The sequence below is a fragment of the Marinobacter santoriniensis NKSG1 genome (assembly GCF_000347775.1).
GTDB lineage: Bacteria > Pseudomonadota > Gammaproteobacteria > Pseudomonadales > Oleiphilaceae > Marinobacter > Marinobacter santoriniensis.
This window is the reverse complement of record NZ_APAT01000015.1, coordinates 1,047,368-1,066,395: the sequence shown is the minus strand read 5'-3', so window position 1 is coordinate 1,066,395 and position 19,028 is coordinate 1,047,368. Positions and strand designations below refer to the sequence as shown.

Below are 19,028 nucleotides of genomic sequence, written 5' to 3'. Positions count from 1 at the left end.
ATGTCATGGTTGCGAAGTTTAGGTCGCTTCCGCTGGTCAATCAATAGGCATATCAAAAAATTTTGATATAGATTTATCGCGTTGTGAAATCAGTCCGTTTCGGCAATCCACAGGCAAACAATCGTGAAACGCCACCACGTTGATTTGCCCCGGCACACACTAATCAGCGAAAATACGCGCCTTATTTTTGATCGCCCTTTAATCACTACGAATTCTTTTCCTGCAAAACACTGGAGAAACGTCAATGCCGTCTCGTAAAGATCTCGCCAACGCCATTCGCGCGCTGAGCATGGATGCGGTTCAGAAAGCCAAATCCGGCCACCCGGGTGCGCCAATGGGTATGGCGGATATCGCCGAGGTGCTGTGGAACGATTACCTCAACCACAATCCGGCCAACCCGCACTGGGCCAATCGTGACCGGTTCGTGCTGTCCAACGGCCATGGTTCCATGCTCCAGTATTCCCTGCTGCACCTGAGCGGTTACGACGTTTCCATCGACGATCTGAAGAACTTCCGTCAACTGCATTCCAAAACGCCGGGTCACCCGGAATATGGCTATACCCCCGGCATTGAAACCACCACTGGCCCGTTGGGTCAGGGCATTGCCAACGCCGTTGGTTTTGCCATTGCCGAAAAATCCCTGGCGGCGCAGTTCAACCGTCCGGGTCACGAGATTGTTGACCATTACACCTATGCGTTCCTGGGCGACGGCTGCCTGATGGAAGGCATTTCCCACGAAGTCTGTTCGCTGGCAGGCACTTTGGGCCTGGGCAAGCTGATCTTCTTCTATGACGACAACGGCATCTCCATCGACGGCGAGGTGGACGGCTGGTTCACCGACAACACCCCGCAACGTTTCGAGTCCTACGGCTGGCAGGTGATCCCGGCGGTGGACGGACACGATGCCGACGCGATTCGCGCTGCCATCGAAGCCGGTCGCGCCAACACGGAACAGCCGACTTTGATCTGCTGCAAGACCATCATCGGCTTCGGCTCACCCAACAAGCAGGGTAAAGAAAGCTGTCACGGCGCCCCGCTGGGTGACGACGAGATCGCGCTGACCCGCGAACAGCTGGGTTGGGAATACGGTCCGTTTGAAGTTCCGGAGGACATCTACGCCGCATGGAATGCGAAAGACAAAGGCGCTGCGGCCCAGAAAGAGTGGGACGAGAAGTTCGCCGCCTACGAAAAGGCCGAGCCGGAGCTGGCGGCCGAGTTTACCCGCCGCATGGCCGGTGATCTGCCTGCCGATTTCGCCGAAAAGGCGCAGGCGTATATCCAGGAGTGCCAGGACAATGGCGAGACCATCGCTTCCCGCAAGGCTTCCCAGAATACCCTGAACGCCTATGGCCCGCTGCTGCCGGAACTGATGGGTGGCTCTGCCGACCTGGCCGGTTCCAACCTGACTATCTGGAGCGGCAGCAAGGGGCTGACCAAAGAAGACGCTTCTGGTAATTACATCTATTACGGCGTACGCGAGTTCGGCATGGCCGCGATCATGAACGGCATCGCCCTGCACGGCGGTTTCGTGCCATACGGCGCCACCTTCCTGATCTTCATGGAATACTGCCGGAACGCCGTACGCATGGCTGCATTGATGAAGCAGCGCTCCATTTTTGTGTTCACCCACGACTCCATCGGACTGGGTGAAGATGGTCCGACACACCAGCCGATCGAACAGCTGGCAAGTCTGCGCACCACTCCGAACATGAGCACCTGGCGCCCGGCCGATACCGTGGAATCTGCAGTCGCCTGGAAAGCCGCCCTCGAACGGAAAGACGGCCCGACGGCCATGGTCTTCTCGCGTCAGGGACTGCCGGCCCAGGCCCGCGATGCCCAGCAGCTGGCGGACGTGGCCAAAGGGGCCTACATCCTGTCCGACAGCAATGGCACGCCGGATCTGATCCTGATTGCCACCGGTTCCGAGGTCGCACTGGCCCAGGATGCTGCCGACAAGCTTCGGGAACAGGGCAAGGCGGTGCGTGTGGTCTCCATGCCGTCCACCGATGTCTTTGACGCCCAGCCGGCGGAGTACAAGCAGCGCGTTCTGCCCCTGGAGGTGACCAACCGCATCGCCATCGAAGCGGCCATCGCCGACTACTGGTACAAGTACGTGGGCCTCGACGGCCGGGTGATCGGCATGACCACCTTTGGCGAATCAGCACCGGCGGGTGAGCTGTTCAAGGAGTTCGGCTTTACCATCGACAACATCCTGGAAGTAGCCGACGAGCTGCTGGACGCCTGATGAGCAAACCGAAGCCGTTTCGCATTGCCATCAACGGGTACGGCCGTATCGGCCAGTGCGTGTTGCGGGCGCTGTTCGAGAATGGCTATCGCGACCACCTCCAGGTGGTCGCGATCAATGAGCTTTCGGATATCGACACCATTGCCCACCTGACCCGGTATGACTCGACCCACGGTCGATTCCGGGGTGACATTGCCGTGGACGGTGACGAGCTGGTTGTAAATGGCGACCGGATCCGGGTGCTTCGTCATCCGGACCCGGCCGACTTGCCCTGGCGCCTGCTGGACGTCGACCTGGTGCTCGAATGCTCGGGGGCCTACTCCGACCGGGCAACGGCCCAGAAGCACATTGAGGCCGGCGCAGGTAGGCTGCTGTTCTCCCAGCCAGCCGAATCGGATGTGGATCGTACCGTGGTGTTCGGCATCAATGACGGCGAACTGACCGGTGAAGACGTCATTGTGGCTGCCGGCTCCTGTACGACCAACTGCCTGGTGCCGGTGGTCAAGGTGCTGGACGAAGCGCTCGGCGTGAAGCAGGGCAGTACCACAACCATCCACGCGGCGATGAATGACCAGCCTGTCATCGATGCTTACCACCATCAGGACCTTCGCCGAACCCGAAGTGCACTCCACAATATCGTGCCGGTGGAAACGGGCCTGGCCCGCGGTATAGAGCGGCTCCTGCCGTCCATGGAAGGCAAGTTCAGCTCCGTGGCCATGCGGGTACCCACCCTGAATGTTTCCGCCATCGATATGGTTGTTAATGTGAACAGGGCAACCTCCGTAGACGCCGTTAACAAGCTGTTAGAGAGCGCCTCAAAAGGGTCTTTAAAAGGTATCCTCGGGTATACCGACGAACTGTTGGCCAGCTCTGATTTCAACCACGACTCCCACTCCGGCGTCGTCGATGGTGGCCAGACGCGTGTCACCGGCGGAACCATGGTCAAAGTACTCTGCTGGTTCGACAATGAGTGGGGGTTCGCAAACCGGATGCTGGATGTCAGCCAGTGTTGGCTGGGCAAGATTGACGAGTGAATTTCTGACCACATCAAGGGAACAAGATAATGGCCATTAAAAAGATGACTGACCTGGACCTCGCGGGAAAGCGGGTCCTGATTCGTGAAGACCTGAACGTACCGGTCAAAGACGGCAAGGTATCCAGCGACGCCCGTATCCGCGCCTCGCTGCCCACCATCAAGGCAGCCCGGGATGCCGGTGCCAAGGTCATGCTGATGTCCCACCTGGGACGTCCCGAAGAAGGCGTCTACGACGAGGCTTCCTCCATGAAGCCGGTCGCCGACCACCTGACCAGCGTCCTCGGCCAGGACGTCCGCCTGATCAAGGACTATCTGGATGGCGTGGATGTGGCCGACGGCGAGGTGGTGCTGTTCGAGAACGTCCGCTTCAACAAGGGCGAAAAGAAAGACGACGAAGCCCTGGCCAAAAAATACGCCGCCCTGTGCGACGTCTACGTGATGGACGCGTTCGGTACCGCCCACCGTGCCCAGGCCTCCACGCATGGTGTCGCCAAGTTCGCCCCGGAAGCCTGCGCCGGCCCGCTGCTGGCAGCCGAACTTGAGGCCCTGGGCAAGGCGCTGGACCACCCGGCCAAGCCGGTGGTTGCTATCGTTGGCGGGTCCAAGGTGTCCACCAAGCTGGACGTACTGAACGCACTGGAAAAGGTTTGTGACCAGATCATCGTCGGTGGCGGCATTGCCAACACCTTTCTGGCCGCCGCCGGGCACCCAGTGGGCAAATCCCTGTGCGAACACGACCTGATCGACACCGCCAGGGACATCGCCTCCCGCGTTAAAATTCCCCTGCCGGTAGATGTGGTGGTCGCGCCCGAGTTTTCCGAAAACGCCACTGCCACCACCAAGAACATCTCAGACGTCAGCGACGACGACATGATCCTCGACGTGGGCCCGGAAACCGCGGGCGAATTCGCCGAACTGCTGAAAAACGCCAGGACCATCCTCTGGAACGGCCCGGTCGGCGTCTTTGAATTCGACCAGTTCGGCAACGGCACCAAGGCACTCGCATACGCCATTGCTGAAAGCGACGCCTTCTCCCTCGCCGGTGGTGGCGACACCGTCGCGGCCGTTGACAAGTACGGCGTTGCTGACAAAATCTCGTATATCTCCACCGGTGGCGGTGCGTTCCTGGAGTTCGTAGAAGGCAAGACACTGCCGGCTGTAGCCGTACTGGAAGAACGTGGCGCGTAAAGCCAAGAACTTGGATTCTGAGTGACGCCAGCAACAAGGTCAGAATCGCAAGGAGGGTGAAACAGGCCCTTCGTGGAATCTCGAAGGCCAGGGAAGGCCTGAGAGAAGCGCACATGGACGTGCTCGTAGCGGTTCCACGAAGGGCCTGTTTCATCCTCCGCAGCAGACTCGAAAGTCTGAAGCAAAACAGAATTTAAACATCCAAAGTCCAACGAAGGAGACAACCCATGGCCCTGATTTCGATGCGGCAACTTCTGGACCACGCCGCCGAGCATGGTTACGGTGTGCCAGCCTTTAACGTTAACAACCTCGAGCAGATGCGCGCCATCATGGAAGCGGCCGACAAGACCGACTCCCCGGTAATTGTCCAGGCCTCTGCCGGTGCCCGCAAATACGCCGGCGCACCCTTCCTGCGCCACCTGATCCTGGCGGCCATCGAGGAATTCCCGCACATCCCGGTTGTCATGCACCAGGATCACGGCACCAGCCCGGCCGTTTGCCAGCGCTCCATCCAGCTCGGCTTCAGCTCCGTCATGATGGACGGTTCCCTCGGTGAAGACGGCAAGACCCCGACCGACTACGAGTACAACGTCGACGTCACCCGCCGCACCGTGGAAATGGCCCATGCCTGTGGCGTATCCGTAGAAGGCGAGCTGGGCTGCCTGGGCTCCCTGGAAACCGGCCAGGCCGGCGAAGAGGACGGCATCGGTGCCGAAGGCACACTGGACCACAGCCAGATGCTGACGGATCCGGAAGAAGCGGCGGACTTCGTCAAGAAGACCCAGGTCGATGCCCTGGCTATTGCCATCGGCACCAGCCACGGCGCCTACAAGTTCACCCGTCCGCCCACTGGCGACATCCTGGCGATTGATCGCATCAAGGAAATCCATGCCCGGATTCCCGATACCCACCTGGTCATGCACGGCTCCAGCTCCGTACCCCAGGAATGGCTGAAGATCATCAACGAATACGGTGGTGAGATTCCGGAGACCTACGGTGTCCCGGTCGAGGAAATCGTTGAAGGCATCAAGCACGGCGTGCGCAAGGTCAACATCGATACCGACCTGCGCCTGGCCAGCACCGGTGCCGTGCGTCGTTTCCTCGCGCAGAACACCGCCGAGTTCGACCCGCGCAAATACCTGAAGGAAACCATGAAGGCCATGACCGAAGTCTGCGTGGCCCGGTACGAAGCCTTCGGTACCGCCGGCAACGCCAGCAAGATCAAGCCGATCAACCTCGAGCGCATGTTCGAGCGTTACGCGGCCGGAGAACTGGATCCGAAGATCAAATAAGATCGGAGTTGCTCATCCCTGTAGCCTGAGCGTTGCGGGGGCAGATTGGGGCGGAGGCCCGGTTCAAAACACGCCCGCAAGTACGTCCCTGTAGGGCTTGGCTGTGGCCATCCTTGGCCACAGACAGTTTTGAACCGGGCCTCCGCCCCAATTTCGTCTGACTGCCTGATATATCCGGAAGTCTTGATTGAGCCGGGGTGGACCGAGCGTTCAGAAATCTGGAGCGCCAGGGATGGCGCGACGAAGCCCTACAGGGACGTATTCACGGGCGTTTTCTGAACGCTCGGTCCATCCCGGTTCTGCACCACGCCTCGCAGGCTACGTATTTAACGCTCCCGCCCTGACTCACCTCAAGTAACCAACACTCAGCCCTTGTAATTTCCCCAACCTCATCAAATATAGTGATTAGCAAACGAGCAGAAATGCTCATAACGATGAATCAGTGGTGAGGACCCTAATGGAATTCAAAGACTATTACGCCGTGCTTGGTGTGAGTGAGTCTGCCTCTCCCGAGGAGATCAAAAAGGCCTATCGGAAGCTGGCCCGGAAGTACCATCCGGATGTCAGCAAGGAAGAGAACGCCGACGAGAAATTCAAAGACGTGGGCGAAGCCTACGAAGTGCTGAAAGATCCGGAAAAGCGGGCGGAATACGATCAGTTGCGGAAATACGGTGCCCGGGGCGATGGGTCGTTCGAGCCACCACCCGGATGGCAGAGCGCTTCAGGTTTCGGGGGTGGCGGATTTACCGACGCCGATGCCCGGCAGTTCAGTGATTTCTTCGAGGAGATTTTCGGCGGTGGCCGTGGCGGCGGCTTCCGCCAGAGTGCCCGCATGCGTGGAGAGGATGTCCATGCCAAACTGGCCCTGTTCCTGGAAGAAGCCTTTCATGGGTGTGAAAAGCAGGTGAGCTTTACCGTGCAGGATGCTGACGAACACGGGCGCATCCGTCCCCGTCAGAAGACCCTCAAGGTCAAGATCCCTGCCGGTATGCGGGAAGGCCAGCACATTCGCCTGAAGGGCCAGGGCTCACCCGGGATAGGCGGTGGCGAGCCCGGCGATCTGTTTATCGAAGTCGAGTATGCACCGCACCCGCACTTCGCGGTGGAAGGTCGCGACGTACTGGTGAACGTGCCGGTCGCGCCCTGGGAAGCGGCGCTGGGTGCCACGGTCACCGTGCCGACCGTTGGCTCCAGGGTAAACGTCAAGGTGCCGAAGGGCTCCACAAGCGGCCGGAAATTGCGGCTCAAAGGCAAAGGCTTGCCGGGAAAACACCCCGGGGATCAGATTGTGATCCTTCAGATTGCCATGCCGGAAGAGCATTCTGCCGAGGCGGAAAAACTCTATGAGCAGCTGGCCGAGGCCGAGAAAGACTTCAATCCACGCAGCAAGCTTCACGTCTGAGCGAGGGTAAGGGATGAGCAAAGAGGACCAGATTCTGACCGTGGAAGTGGTGGAATCGGAGGGGGATACCTTCACCCTCCGGGAGATATGCGAGCGCGGCGATTGCCATGCGGAATTCGTCATCAAGCTGGTGGATTACGGCATCATCTCTCCGCTGGAGGAGGCGCAGGAAGCCAGGCTCTGGCAATTCGACGTGTTGGCGCTGAACCGGATGCACACGGCGTTACGCCTGCAGCGGGACCTGAAACTGAATCTGCCGGGCCTGGCCATGTCGCTGGAGTTGCTGGACGAAGTCCAGGAGTTGCGACGGGAAGTCGCCCGGCTGGATCAGCGGCTCAGGCACCTGATGGGCGAGTGATGCCAGGACCTTGAGTCTGAGGGGGAAACATAAACGCTACACAAGTTCTCCCAAAAATGGCTTGAGGTTTGCTATACATACGGACAACCGTTTGGCACAGGACGCTGGAAACAAACGTGCAGGACGCCAGGGCACTCAGTTTACGGAGTCCGTATGACCCTTCGTTATTTCAGGCAACTGGCCGGCAGCCGGTTGCTGCGACCCGTCTTTGTCATCCTCATTGTCGTCGGGGTGGTTCAGGTGCTGGTCAGCCAGTGGCTGATCACCAGTCAGGTGCAGGGCCTCGTCGATACCGCAGGTAACGCACTGGAAGAGAGCGCGAGACACGTCAGTGGCTCCTTTGGCGACACGCGCGAGGAAGTGAAAGCTCGCCTGCAGACCATGCGGGAGCAGACCACCCAGGAGCTGTCGGCCGAGCTGACCCGTCAGCAGGAGGCCCAGCAGCAGAGGATGGCCGAGAACGTCCGGAAAGCCGTGATGTCGGAAGCCCAGGGTCTCGCCAATGTGCTCGCGGCCGTTGCAGCTCCCATGATCTGGGATCGGGATATTCCCCGCCTGACCGACCTCGTAGAGCTGGCGGATGCCCGGGATTCGGTACTGTTTGCCGTTTACTACGACCAGTATGGCAAGCGTATGACGCGCTACGTCGACCGGAAGGATGACCGTGTTCGCGCCCTGATGAAACAGGGGGAGGGGCGTGGTGCAGCCAACAAGGTGCTTGATGCGGCCAGCCGGGATCCGAACGTCGTGATCATCAGCGCTGACATCAAACCTCAGGGTTCCAAGATAGGCGAGCTGAAGATGGGGCTCTCCCTGGAAGGTATCAACAGCGATCTGGCGACGCTCCAGAAAGAGTTCAGTGCCACCATCAACGGCAGTGTCACCGCCCTGAAAAACACTCTTGAGTCGGAGACCGATCAGGTCAACCAGCGCCTGCAGGGGCAGCTTGCCAGCATGGACAAGGTCACCCGGAACCGGATTACCGAAACCGTAGATGCGCTCAACACCGAAGCCAACAGCATGGCACTGAATCTCAGCTGGCTGACGGTAGCAGCGGCCCTCATTCTTATCGTGGCCGTCGCAGCGGTACTCGGTGGTGGGCTGCTGCCCAAGGTCCTGCGCCTGAATTCGGCGATCTGGGATATCGCCGATGGCGAGGCCGATCTCACCCGCCGGGTAACCCTCAAGGGCAAGGATGAATTGACCGGGATGGCGCAAGGCATGAATCAGTTCATCGCCCGCATCCAGGCTCTGGTGTCGGATGTGAAGGCCTCGGCGGAAAGCGCCGTGGATCAGGCCCGTCAGCAGGGGGAGATCAGTCAGACGGCGGTCTCGGCGGTCAGCCGCCAGCAGCAGGAAGTGGCGGACGTGTCTGACACCATGGCGACCATGTCCCGGAGTATTGCCGACGTGGCCGACAGCATCCAGGAAGTGGCCGGGTCGGTGCAGACGATCAGCTCTGAAAGTGAGGCAACGGCGGGCATTTCCAGGGACGTGCGCCATCGCCTTGACCAGGTGGTCCGAGAAGTGGAACAGGCCGTCGCAGCCGTCAACGAAATGGACAGCCAGAGCAATCAGATCGAGTCGGTGCTGTCCGTGATTGGCGAAATCGCGGAACAGACCAATCTTCTGGCGCTGAATGCTGCCATAGAGGCCGCGAGGGCTGGTGAATCCGGCCGCGGTTTTGCGGTGGTGGCCGACGAAGTGCGCACACTGGCCAGTCGTACCCAGGAATCCACGACGGAGATCCAGGGCATCATCGAGCGGCTGCAGAAGGGCAGCAAGCAGGCGGTGAACGTCATCGGTGAGGTGTCGGGCCGCGTGGCAGAGTCCTCACGGGAGTTCCGTCGGGCCGATGAGCACTTCGAGGAAATCAACAGCCTGCTTGCCCGATTGCAGGAGCACGCACTGTCCATTGCTTCTGTTGCTGAAACCGAGGGGCAGCATGCGGGCAAGGTCAGTGTCAGCGTGGAAGAGATCGCCCAGTCGTCCCGGGAAACCGTTGAGTCGATCGAACGGTCCGACCGGGCCAGTCACCAGATCGGGGAGCTGCTGACGGCATTGCAGTCAAAAGCCTCCCAGTTCCGGGTCTAGCCTGAAGGCAGTGAAAGCCTCGACCGCGCTTCCCGGTATTCGGCGGAAAGGCGCGCGACCAGATCCTGAACGGTCAGTACATCGTGGATCTGGCTCACGCCCTGGCCGGCGGACCAGACGGTTTTCCAGGCTTTCGCTTCGTCATCCACCGGCTTGAGCTTTTCGCCGTAATTGATATCTCCTGCCTCGTGGAGGCGGTCCATGGGGTACCCGGCCGCCTCCAGACTCTGGCGCATGAAATTCGCGGGCACGCCTGACACGGCTGGCGTGTGGATGATATCCGCCGAGACCGCTTCGATGATCATGTTCCGGTAGGCATCGTCCGCCCGGGATTCGGCCGTATTGATGAACCGCGTGCCCAGGTAGGCCAGATCGGCGCCCAGCGCCTGGGCCGCCAGAAGATCCTCGCCGTGGGACAGGCCGCCGGCCAGCAGGATGGTACCGTCGAACACCTCACGGATTTCATGCACGAGCACAAAGGGGTTGATGGTCCCGGCATGGCCACCCGCACCGGCAGCCACGGCAATGATGCCGTCCACACCGGCTTCGGCCGCCTTTCGGGCGTGTTTCTGGTTGGTCACATCGTGAAAGACCAGTCCACCATACCCATGCACTGCCTCGACCACCTGGCTGGCCGCTCCCAGTGAGGTGATGATCATCGGAACCTCATGTTTGACGCACAGCGCCAGATCCGCCTGCCAGCGTGGATTGCTCCGGTGCACAATCAGATTGACGGCCCAGGGCGCCACAACCGAGTCGGGATTCTCCCGCTGGTAGCTTTCCAGCTCCGTGTTCATCTGTATCAGCCACGCTTCGAACCCTTCACTGGTCCGCTGGTTCAGTGCCGGAAAGCTGCCGACAATGCCCGCCTTGCAACAGGCCAGTGCCAGCTCCGGTCCGGAAATCAGAAACATCGGGGCCGCGACCAGCGGCAGGGAGAGAGTGTTTTCAAGACGTGTTGGGAGCGGCATCAATTGTCCTTATTGTGTGAGACGGAACTTTTATCAGGTATAACGGATCCTAGCGTGCCGTAACGGTTCTGAAAACGACAACCTGAAACACCATGGACCTCGAATAACAACTCAGAAGGAGATTTCAACATGGGTGAAGCGAAACGCCGCAAGCAGACCGGTGCGCCAGCACCCCGGAAATCCGGTAACCGGCCCTTCTTCATCGCAGTGGGTGTTCTGGCTGCGATCGCGGTGCTCGCGGGCATTTACCTGCTGACGGCTCCCCCGGCACCCAGCTCGGATGAATTGCCAGTGGCAGATCCCGGCGCTGAATCCTTTCCTGCTCGACTGGACCAGTTTGGCGTCTCGATAGGCCCCGAGGATGCCCCCGTCGTAGTCCGCGAATTCGCCGACTACCAGTGCCCGGCCTGCGGCCGCTTCTTCAGCGCCACTGAACGGCTGAAAAAGGAGTATGTGGAAAGCGGCCAGGTTCGCTTCGTCTATTTCGACCTGCCCCTGCAACAACACAAGAACGCCATGCCCGCCGCCCTGGCAGCCCGATGCGCGGGCGACCAGGACGCCTATTGGCCGATGCACAACAAACTGTTCGCCTCCCAGTCCGATTGGAGTGATGCCGACGATGCCGCGGCGGTCTTCACCCGTTACGCCGGAGATCTGGGCCTTGAGGAACGCCGGTTCCAGACCTGCATGACCACGGAACTCCACCGCGAAGAAGTGGAACAGAGTCGCCGCGTGGCCATCCAGTTACGGGTGACCAGCACTCCTACCGTGATGGTGGATAACATCCGCCTGACCCGCCCCGGATGGGCTCAGATGTCTGCCGTCGTGGATAGGGAACTCAAAGGCGAAAGCAAGTAAAAATTGAGCCTCCGGGTAGGATGCCCTCCCAGAATCGTGCGGAGCCATGGATGGCGTAGCCGAGCGTACAGGGATGTATTCACAGCGTATTCTGGGAGGGCATCCTACCCGGAGGCGTGACGGTACGACCTTGTGCGGCCACCCCTGACTTGCGTCCCATCCTCAGTTGGTTAAACTTTGCGCCCTCACGGTCACGTCCGTGACAGATTCAAAACCCATGCTCCGGATTTACGATCCGGCCCGCAGGAGAAAACCATGAGCAACAACGTTGTTGTCTGCGCACTGTACAAGTTCGCAGTCCTGAACGATTACAAAGATCTGCGTCAGCCCCTTCTGGACCTGATGCTGGAAAAAGACGTCCACGGCACCCTGCTATTGGCCCGCGAAGGCATTAACGGCACGATTGCCGGCAGCCGCGCAGGAATCGATGCGGTCAAAGCCTGGATTGCCAGCGATGAGCGCTTCGATGGCATCGACTACAAAGAGTCGTTTGTGGACATCCAGCCCTTCAAACGCACCAAAGTGAAACTCAAGAAAGAGATTGTCACCATGGGCGTCGAGGGCATCGATCCTAAACGGGTGGTCGGCACCTACGTCGATCCCAAGGAATGGAACGACCTGATCTCCGATCCCGAGGTCCTGCTGATCGATACCCGCAATCAGTACGAGGTTGAGATTGGCACCTTCCAGAACGCGGTCAACCCCGCCACGGACACCTTCCGTGAATTTCCCGACTACGTGAAGGAACAACTCGATCCGTCGAAACACAAGAAGGTCGCGATGTTCTGCACCGGAGGCATTCGTTGCGAAAAATCAACGGCCTATCTGAAAGAGCAGGGCTTCGATGAGGTGTATCACCTCAAGGGAGGCATCCTGAAGTACCTGGAAGACGTACCAGAAGAACAGAGTCTCTGGCACGGCGAGTGCTTTGTGTTTGATGACCGGGTGACGGTCAACCACAACCTGGAGCGTGGTGCATATGATCAATGCCACGCCTGCCGCCGTCCGATCACGGAGGAAGACAAAAAACGTCCTGAGTATGAACAAGGCGTAAGTTGTCACCAGTGCATCGATTCACTGACAGTGGAGCAGCGCGCTCGTTTCAAGGAGCGTGAAAAACAGATGCGTCTGGCGGAAGAACGTGGCGAGGCGCATGTTGGTGGTGAGGCGGCCCGGATCATCGCCGAGCGCAAGGCGCGCAAGAAGGCGGAGCGGGAGCGTCAGGCAAGAAAGAGTCTGGAGGGCGAGCAATCTCGTAGATCTGCGGAGGCCTGAACCGGACAACAGGAGGACAGATGGGTTTCAGGCAAGCCGTTGCCATTGGGATTACCGCTTTTGTGCCACTTGCGCATGCACAGGAATCGCCGGAGTGGAAAGGAGAAGCCGAACTCGGTGTTCTGATCACCTCCGGCAATACCGACGAAACGATCCTGAACAGCCGGTTTGCGCTGGCCCATGAAACGGAGCGGTGGCGTAATAACGGCGAGCTCAGTTCCAAGTACTCCGAGTCCGATAACGAAACCACCGCCGAGCAATACAAGGCATTCGCCAAAACCGATTACAAGTTCTCGGAACGGCAGTACTGGTTTCTGAGAGGGGCCTACGAGGCAGACCGGTTCTCCGGTTATGACTTCGAGTCGTCACTGACCACGGGTTACGGTAACCGGGTTTGGCGGCAAGGAGAGCGTTCGTTTCTGGACCTCTCCGCGGGTCTCGGTTACCGGTACAACAAACTGGACGATACCAATGAGGACGGAGAGGACGCCGAAAAAGAGGCAATCGCCCGGTTGGCCGGCCAGTTTGACTATGCCCTTTCGGACAACGCGCTGTTTCGGCAGACCCTGAGTTCCGAGATCGGACTGGATGAAAACAACGTGATCACCGAGTCCGAAACCGCGCTGCAGGCTAATGTCGTTGGCAATCTCTCAATGAAGGCGGCCTATCGGGTCAAGCATCTGTCCAGTCCGCCGCCCGACTCCGAGGCAACGGACACAGAGATGTCCCTGTCACTGCTGTACGGGTTCTGAGTCCCGCTTAAACGTTATTTCTCAGGCCCAGCTCGTCCGGGTAGGGGGTGAGATATTTCTGCACGTGCAGATAGTCTACCGGCTCCCGGCGCTGGGCCATCCTGAGCAGGGTCATCGGGACTACCAGCGGCACCTCGCCGCGCCGGTAGGCCTCCATCTGTTCGATCAACACCTTCTTGTCTTCGTCCGGCATGGCGTCCTTCAGGTAGCCCATCAGGTGCTGCATGGCATTCATGTGGGACCCGCGGCTGACCCGCTGGCTCATGGCTTCCATGAACAGATGGATGTAACGATCGGCGATGTTTTCAAGCGGTTCGGATTTCAGGTCACTGAGCAGCGGACCGAGCTGGCGGTAGATCTTTTCCGAGTGGGCCAGAAGCTGGAATTTGTGGCGGGTATGGAACTCGATCAACGCCTGGGGCGTGAGCGATTCGCCCGCCACGTTCTGCATCCAGTCGTCGTAGGCAAAGACCCGTTCGATGAAGTTTTCCCGCAGCATGTCGTCGTTCAGGCGACCTTCTTCCTCAACCGGCATCAGCGGATAGGTGCGGATCAGGGCGTCGGCAAACAGGCCCCGGGCATCCCGGCGAATCACGCGGCCTTCCTCGTTGTGAACCTTGATTCGCTCCATGCCACAGCTCGGGGACTTGGCCATCAGGATGTAGCCTCGCAGGTGGGCCAGATCCGGCAGGATGCGATCGATGAAGGCGTTCATTTCGTCGGTGTGGTCGGCGGAGCCTTTGGTTTCGATCAACCGCATGCCGTCCGGATATTCACGGAGGTGAATGGCTGGCCGGGGAACCCCGAGGCCAGCCTCCAGCTCCGGACAGATGGACTGGAAGTCAAAATGCTTTGATAGTACCTGGGTACAGTAACGGGAGTGTTTGTGCCCGCCGTCGTGGCGAACTTCCTTGCCCAGCAGGCAAGTACTGATTCCTACAGGGATGCCGCTCACAGTGAGTCTCCGGTTGTGCCATCTTTGGCGGTAATACGCTCCATCAGTCTAGACCGATCTGCGGGTCCGGAAAAAGCCTCTTTCGTCAGGTCTGCTGCCGCTGGTGCCGTTTCTTGTCCACCATGGCCAGCGCACTGGCATAGATCTGTCGAATGTCCGTGGCGAACTGCTCTACCGAGTAATCCGCGGCAAATTCCAGTGCCCGGGCCGCCATGGCCTCACGCAGTTCATCGTTTTCCAGCAGGCGCCTTACCTGGGCCAGCCACTGGTCCTGGCGCTCGGGCGTCTTGAAACCATTGATGCCCTGGCGCACCACATCGTCGATGCCGCTGGATCGCACGGCCACCACCGGAAGGCCGGCGGCCATGGCTTCCAGGATCACCATGCCCTGGGTTTCCGACTTCGAGGCAAACAGGAAGGCATCGCCGAGCCGGTACCACAAGGGCATCTCGTCTGGCGGTACCGAGCCTGCCAGTGTGACATGGTCGGTCAGCCCCAGAGCCGAGATCTTGTCCTGGAGTCTGTCTTTCTGGTGGCCATCACCGATCATCAGGAAACGGAACGGCTCTTCCGTTTCCTTCCTCAGGGTATCGATGGCATCGATCATGAAGTCGATGTTCTTTTCATTGGAGAGCCGGGAGACGCTGATGAACACCTTCTCGTTGGTCAGTCCCAGTCGGCGCCGGAGTTCCTCGATCTCGGTCGTCTCTACCGACTGGAAGCGCTCGTACTCAATGCCGGTGGGCTGGGCGAAGGTCGGCGTTTTCACGCCGATCATGCGCAGGTACTCCTCGGTGGAGTAGGTGGGCACGATCACGGCATCGCACTTGTTGGCAAAGCGCTTGATCAGCTCATGGGAAATCAGGTTCCGGAACAGCATGCCAGGCAGAGGCACGAAATGGGCGTAGTGTTCCAGACGGGTGTGATAGGTGTAGATCACGGGCACATGCAGGCGGCGACCAATGAACAGACCCAGACTGCCCAGCCAGAATGGGTGATGCAGGTGGATGACATCCGGCTTGAAGGTGCGGACGGCCTTCCGGATCCGGGCAAGAAAAATGTTGGCCAGCCGAAATTCCCGGTTCTCCCCCATCGACAGCAGGGACGGCACGCGCAGGACGCGCTCCTCACTGGCCTGGTCCCGGTAGCTGGGGGCAACAACCATCACCGTGTCGCCGAGCTTTTCAAGGCCGCGTTTGAGTCGCTCGATGGAAATGGGCACGCCGCCGATGAACGGCAGGTAGTTGTTGGTGAACATTGCAACCCGTAGCGGCTTTTCCAGCCAGGGCGTTGGATCCAGGTCGTAATCCGGATAGTAGTCCTTGCCGATAAAGATCAGCTGGTAGAGCTTGATGGTGATGGCCGCAAACACCGCGACAATCAGGATGAAGTTCAGGTAGCCGGTGTAGAACAGCGAGTAGATGAAGAACCAGAGGCTCTCCAGGGTTTTCCAGACCGGATGCTGGCCCACCTCGAGGCGCACCAGCGAGTGCGTGACGGCGCCGTCCGGGCTGACCCTGACCCGGACATAGTGGTAGAAACTGGTGTCGTTGTTCAGCACGAGTCCGCCGGCACCGCCGGTGGTGATGAATTCGGTGCCGTTGCGCTCCTGTTCCGAGTAGATCGATACGTTCGAGGAAAACACCGTGTCGATATCGTGGCTGTCGATGACCTTCAGGAGCGCATCCCGGAAGGCCTTGGGTTGCAGGTAGTCGTCCTTCTGGTCGAACAGCGGGTTCTGTTCCGGTTGCAGCGGCGGGTTGGCGATGAACAGGATCCGTGCATTGCTGGTGTCCTGGTTCAGCAGGTCGCTGAGCCAGCGGATCTGCCAGCGCCAGGGCGTTTTGCCGGTACTGTCGAGGAAAATCAGCCGGACATTGCCGGTCCGGACGCTGTAGAAATGCGGCCCAAAGTGATCGTAGAACCGGAAGCTCCCGAAGTCCTCGTATTCGTGGGGACCGAAGGTGAGGAGATAGGGAATCTTCAGGTGTCCGAGGGAGCCATACAGGGCCCGGTACTTGTCTTCCCCGCCTCCGCTTACGGCGTTGCCGGCGGACACCATGAAGTCCATGTCCGAGGCGTTCAGCTCCGGAATGATGCGGTCCTCGAATATCCCGATCGAGTTGTTGATGTTCCCGACCACCGCGAAGCTGACCGGCTCGCCCGGCTTCACCCGGTCGTAGATTTTCTCGACCTCCGCGCTGTGCAGCCCGCTGAAATCCTTCATGAACAGGTTCAGATAGGTCTTGTAGCCGATCAGCAGGATGACAATCAGCAGGCACAGGTAAAACAGCAGCTTGAGCGGATTGCGAAGGATCACGTCCCTTTGTCCTTTGTCAGTTCCCGTTGCAACACAATCAGGCCGATGATCATGCCCAGGTAGATGGTCAGCAGCCGCCAGGCCACCGTGACCAGTACCAGATGGTTACCGGACAGGATACCCCTGAAGAAGCTGCCGAACACACCCTCGGAAATGCCTGACGCCCCCGGTGTGGGCGAAAAATACATGATGAAGGTGGTGACCACCAGCAGTCCAACGGTGAGCAGGTAGTCCACCTGATAACCCAGCGCATGGATCAGAAGGGCGGGAAAGCTGAAAAGGCTCAGCAGGAAGATCGCGGTGAACAGGATCGACAGCAGGACGAACCGTGGACGGCCTTTGAGGTAGTCGTTAAAGCTGAACGAGAATCGCAGCATTTCCCGCCGGCACCGGAACTGCCAGCGGTCGTGGCGTCGCTCGCTGATCAGGTGCAGTCGTCGCATCAGCGCAAACAGGCGGCTGAGAGGCGTGATCAGCCAGCGGGTGCGAAACAGCAGGATAATGAAAAAGCCGAGGTACAGCGATACGAAAACAGCCAGGGCGGTGCCCACCTGACCGGAAATGGACTGGCCCTGGAGCGGTTGCAGGGTGAACAGGAACACCGGCGTCAGGGAGAAGATAAACATCACCGCTAGCACCGTGCGAATCGTTGTGGCCGCCGTTGCCCGACCCATGGGAACGCCGTGCCGGGTCAGGTACCAGATCTGCGCGAAACCGCCGCCCGTGGCCATCGGGGTGACGTTGGAGAAAAACAGGTTGATGAACACCAGTTTGAACATGACCCGGAAGGGCAGGCGGTAGTCCAGGGCCCGAAGCGTGTAATACAGGCGGAGACCATCGGAAACGAAGTAAACCAGCAGCAGGCCGCCCAGGGCCAGCAGTGTCCTGGGGGCGATCAACCGGGCGTCGAAGGTAAAACTGCGATCGGCAAACTGGTGATAGACGGTGAACAGGCCCGCAGCGGTCAGCACCACAAACACCAGGCCGAAAACGCCGAGTTTCCGCCAGGAAGTTCTCTTCTGATAGTCGGTATCTGTGCTGTCAGTCATGGCCTGCCCGTCAGATCAAGACGGGCAGTTTACAGTGGGGGAGGCGGTGGTTGTCCAGTGGCGCTTCAGTGGCCATATACCATCATGTTGGTGTCAGTGATGGCGAAGTCCGTGAACTGGACGTTGCCGATACTGTCAGGCCCGATCTTGAAGACCGGCATGTCGATATCGGCACGAAACTCAACATCGTGGACGGACAGGCCGTCCTTGCCGGAGCGGCTGCTGGTGCCGCGTGAGAAGTTCGCCTTTGCGTACGCCATGCCAAAGTGACCGGCTGTATCATTGCCCCGGCGGTTGTGGATCTGGAGGCCCTCGATGCCAACCGCGGCAAAGTTGAAAATCAGGATCAGGTCAGAGGCATCCCAATTGAGGCTGCCATTGGTGATTTCAAAGTGGGTTTCCAGTTGCAGTTCGGAGCCGGACACGACGTCGCCGTTGGACAGGGTACGGGTGCTGGTGCCACCGTTTCGGATCACCAGGTCGGTTGGGCCAACATAGCCTTGCAGCAGGATGTCCGAGAACATCGTGGTGCTGCCGCCGGTGCCAGTGGTTTCAACGCTGTCCACGCCGAGCTCGAAATCCACGGCATGCAGAAAGTCGTCCAGGCTGGTGGGGTCGCCGTAATCGATGGCGCCCAGATGCATGACCAGATCACCACTGTTGAACGTCCGCCCATAGGAACCGTTGATCTTGTAGTTGGCCAGTGCGTCCGCTACGTCCGGATTGCTGGTGCTCAACTGCCCCGCGTCCGCACGGCGGGCAACTTCGGAGAAGCCATAGTCGAGCACTTCGCCGTCCCCGGCGATGTCGAGGGTCAGCTTCATGTTGTCCAGCGTGGTGTCGTTCTGGCCGGACAGGCGGATGCCGTTGACGTTGATGGAGCCTTCGTCGGTCCAGGTCAGCCGGTCGATGGCAAGTTTGGTTTCCAGTTCAATGGTCACGCCTGCCTGGCCGGTGACGTCCGACAGGCGGCTGTCATCCAGCGGCCGGAATTCGGCCATGGCACTCCCCGATGCTGCCAGCAGAAGCGGTGCGATCGAGAGGGTGGCGCACGTAGGACGCCGCAAAAACGCGGTGATGGTGGGTTGAGTCATGCTGATGGCCCCAAAATCCATTTATCGGTTTTCTTGTTTTCCGGGCCGTCATCGGGCACCCGGGCCGCAGGGACATCTCAACCTGGACTGCGGGTTCTGGTTTGTTACACGTTGTTACGATAAATCGGGGCAGGATCAG

Annotated in this window: 15 protein-coding genes; 10 read left to right on the top strand and 5 right to left on the bottom strand. The window is 59.5% G+C overall.

Annotation, left to right across the window (positions count from 1 at the left end; genetic code table 11):
• Nucleotides 1-244 precede the first annotated feature (244 nt).
• From tkt to MSNKSG1_RS10700, 7 genes are all read left to right on the top strand, one after another.
• Entirely contained in the window at nt 245-2,245 is a 2,001-nt protein-coding gene (tkt, locus tag MSNKSG1_RS10730) for a transketolase (RefSeq protein ID WP_008939291.1), read from the top strand.
• Nucleotides 2,245-3,279, top strand: coding sequence for a type I glyceraldehyde-3-phosphate dehydrogenase (locus tag MSNKSG1_RS10725; protein WP_008939290.1), 1,035 nt, complete (start codon nt 2,245-2,247; stop codon nt 3,277-3,279). The genes tkt and MSNKSG1_RS10725 overlap by 1 nt, the downstream gene beginning before the upstream one ends.
• Before the next feature lie 29 nt (nt 3,280-3,308).
• Entirely contained in the window at nt 3,309-4,469 is a 1,161-nt protein-coding gene (locus MSNKSG1_RS10720; protein ID WP_008939289.1) for a phosphoglycerate kinase, read from the top strand.
• A gap of 227 nt (nt 4,470-4,696) precedes the next feature.
• A complete protein-coding gene (gene fba, locus MSNKSG1_RS10715; RefSeq protein ID WP_008939288.1) occupies nt 4,697-5,761 on the top strand; it encodes a class II fructose-bisphosphate aldolase in 1,065 nt (354 codons plus the stop codon).
• 457 nt (nt 5,762-6,218) lie between these two features.
• Entirely contained in the window at nt 6,219-7,163 is a 945-nt protein-coding gene (locus MSNKSG1_RS10710) for a DnaJ C-terminal domain-containing protein (protein WP_008939287.1), read from the top strand.
• A gap of 13 nt (nt 7,164-7,176) precedes the next feature.
• The gene (locus tag MSNKSG1_RS10705; protein ID WP_008939286.1) at nt 7,177-7,521 is read left to right on the top strand and encodes a chaperone modulator CbpM; all 345 of its coding nucleotides are present in this window, start codon (nt 7,177-7,179) and stop codon (nt 7,519-7,521) included.
• A 153-nt stretch (nt 7,522-7,674) separates the two neighbouring features.
• Nucleotides 7,675-9,615, top strand: coding sequence for a methyl-accepting chemotaxis protein (locus tag MSNKSG1_RS10700; RefSeq protein ID WP_008939285.1), 1,941 nt, complete (start codon nt 7,675-7,677; stop codon nt 9,613-9,615).
• On the opposite strand, the gene MSNKSG1_RS10695 is transcribed toward MSNKSG1_RS10700, so the two are convergent.
• The gene (locus MSNKSG1_RS10695) at nt 9,612-10,586 is read right to left on the bottom strand and encodes an NAD(P)H-dependent flavin oxidoreductase (protein ID WP_008939284.1); all 975 of its coding nucleotides are present in this window, start codon (nt 10,584-10,586) and stop codon (nt 9,612-9,614) included. The genes MSNKSG1_RS10700 and MSNKSG1_RS10695 overlap by 4 nt on opposite strands.
• A gap of 129 nt (nt 10,587-10,715) precedes the next feature.
• Here MSNKSG1_RS10695 and MSNKSG1_RS10690 point away from each other — a divergent pair, with 129 nt between their 5' ends.
• The 3 genes from MSNKSG1_RS10690 to MSNKSG1_RS10680 all read left to right on the top strand — a co-directional run bounded on the left by MSNKSG1_RS10690 (nt 10,716) and on the right by MSNKSG1_RS10680 (nt 13,471).
• Nucleotides 10,716-11,444 carry a DsbA family protein gene (locus tag MSNKSG1_RS10690; RefSeq protein ID WP_008939283.1) on the top strand — a complete coding sequence of 243 codons (729 nt, stop codon included), beginning with the start codon at nt 10,716-10,718 and terminating at the stop codon, nt 11,442-11,444.
• Nucleotides 11,445-11,699: 255 nt separating this feature from the next.
• Nucleotides 11,700-12,719: an oxygen-dependent tRNA uridine(34) hydroxylase TrhO gene (gene trhO, locus MSNKSG1_RS10685; RefSeq protein WP_008939282.1), complete on the top strand. Its 1,020-nt coding sequence runs from the start codon at nt 11,700-11,702 to the stop codon at nt 12,717-12,719.
• Nucleotides 12,720-12,739: 20 nt separating this feature from the next.
• On the top strand, nt 12,740-13,471 hold the full coding sequence (locus tag MSNKSG1_RS10680; protein WP_008939281.1) for a DUF481 domain-containing protein: 732 nt from the start codon (nt 12,740-12,742) through the stop codon (nt 13,469-13,471).
• Between the two features lie 7 nt (nt 13,472-13,478).
• Here MSNKSG1_RS10680 and MSNKSG1_RS10675 read toward each other — a convergent pair whose 3' ends face one another.
• The 4 genes from MSNKSG1_RS10675 to MSNKSG1_RS10660 form a co-directional block, all read right to left on the bottom strand.
• Nucleotides 13,479-14,426 carry a YbgA family protein gene (locus MSNKSG1_RS10675; protein WP_008939280.1) on the bottom strand — a complete coding sequence of 316 codons (948 nt, stop codon included), beginning with the start codon at nt 14,424-14,426 and terminating at the stop codon, nt 13,479-13,481.
• 85 nt (nt 14,427-14,511) lie between these two features.
• The gene (locus MSNKSG1_RS10670) at nt 14,512-16,746 is read right to left on the bottom strand and encodes a glycosyltransferase (RefSeq protein ID WP_008939279.1); all 2,235 of its coding nucleotides are present in this window, start codon (nt 16,744-16,746) and stop codon (nt 14,512-14,514) included.
• Nucleotides 16,743-17,795: a lysylphosphatidylglycerol synthase transmembrane domain-containing protein gene (locus MSNKSG1_RS10665; RefSeq protein WP_008939278.1), complete on the bottom strand. Its 1,053-nt coding sequence runs from the start codon at nt 17,793-17,795 to the stop codon at nt 16,743-16,745. The genes MSNKSG1_RS10670 and MSNKSG1_RS10665 overlap by 4 nt, the downstream gene beginning before the upstream one ends.
• 65 nt (nt 17,796-17,860) lie before the next feature.
• Nucleotides 17,861-18,889, bottom strand: a complete 1,029-nt coding sequence (locus MSNKSG1_RS10660) for a DUF6160 family protein (protein WP_051067781.1) — start codon at nt 18,887-18,889, stop codon at nt 17,861-17,863.
• Nucleotides 18,890-19,028: the final 139 nt, after the last annotated feature.

What these genes read in the sequence shown, in the direction of transcription:
- tkt (WP_008939291.1), top strand. Translation starts at nt 245, where the DNA reads ATGCCGTCTCGTAAAGATCTCGCCAACGCCATTCGCGCGCTGAGCATG.
- MSNKSG1_RS10725 (WP_008939290.1), top strand. Translation starts at nt 2,245, where the DNA reads ATGAGCAAACCGAAGCCGTTTCGCATTGCCATCAACGGGTACGGCCGT.
- MSNKSG1_RS10720 (WP_008939289.1), top strand. Translation starts at nt 3,309, where the DNA reads ATGGCCATTAAAAAGATGACTGACCTGGACCTCGCGGGAAAGCGGGTC.
- fba (WP_008939288.1), top strand. Translation starts at nt 4,697, where the DNA reads ATGGCCCTGATTTCGATGCGGCAACTTCTGGACCACGCCGCCGAGCAT.
- MSNKSG1_RS10710 (WP_008939287.1), top strand. Translation starts at nt 6,219, where the DNA reads ATGGAATTCAAAGACTATTACGCCGTGCTTGGTGTGAGTGAGTCTGCC.
- MSNKSG1_RS10705 (WP_008939286.1), top strand. Translation starts at nt 7,177, where the DNA reads ATGAGCAAAGAGGACCAGATTCTGACCGTGGAAGTGGTGGAATCGGAG.
- MSNKSG1_RS10700 (WP_008939285.1), top strand. Translation starts at nt 7,675, where the DNA reads ATGACCCTTCGTTATTTCAGGCAACTGGCCGGCAGCCGGTTGCTGCGA.
- MSNKSG1_RS10695 (WP_008939284.1), bottom strand. Translation starts at nt 10,586, where the DNA reads ATGCCGCTCCCAACACGTCTTGAAAACACTCTCTCCCTGCCGCTGGTC.
- MSNKSG1_RS10690 (WP_008939283.1), top strand. Translation starts at nt 10,716, where the DNA reads ATGGGTGAAGCGAAACGCCGCAAGCAGACCGGTGCGCCAGCACCCCGG.
- trhO (WP_008939282.1), top strand. Translation starts at nt 11,700, where the DNA reads ATGAGCAACAACGTTGTTGTCTGCGCACTGTACAAGTTCGCAGTCCTG.
- MSNKSG1_RS10680 (WP_008939281.1), top strand. Translation starts at nt 12,740, where the DNA reads ATGGGTTTCAGGCAAGCCGTTGCCATTGGGATTACCGCTTTTGTGCCA.
- MSNKSG1_RS10665 (WP_008939278.1), bottom strand. Translation starts at nt 17,795, where the DNA reads ATGACTGACAGCACAGATACCGACTATCAGAAGAGAACTTCCTGGCGG.
- MSNKSG1_RS10660 (WP_051067781.1), bottom strand. Translation starts at nt 18,889, where the DNA reads ATGACTCAACCCACCATCACCGCGTTTTTGCGGCGTCCTACGTGCGCC.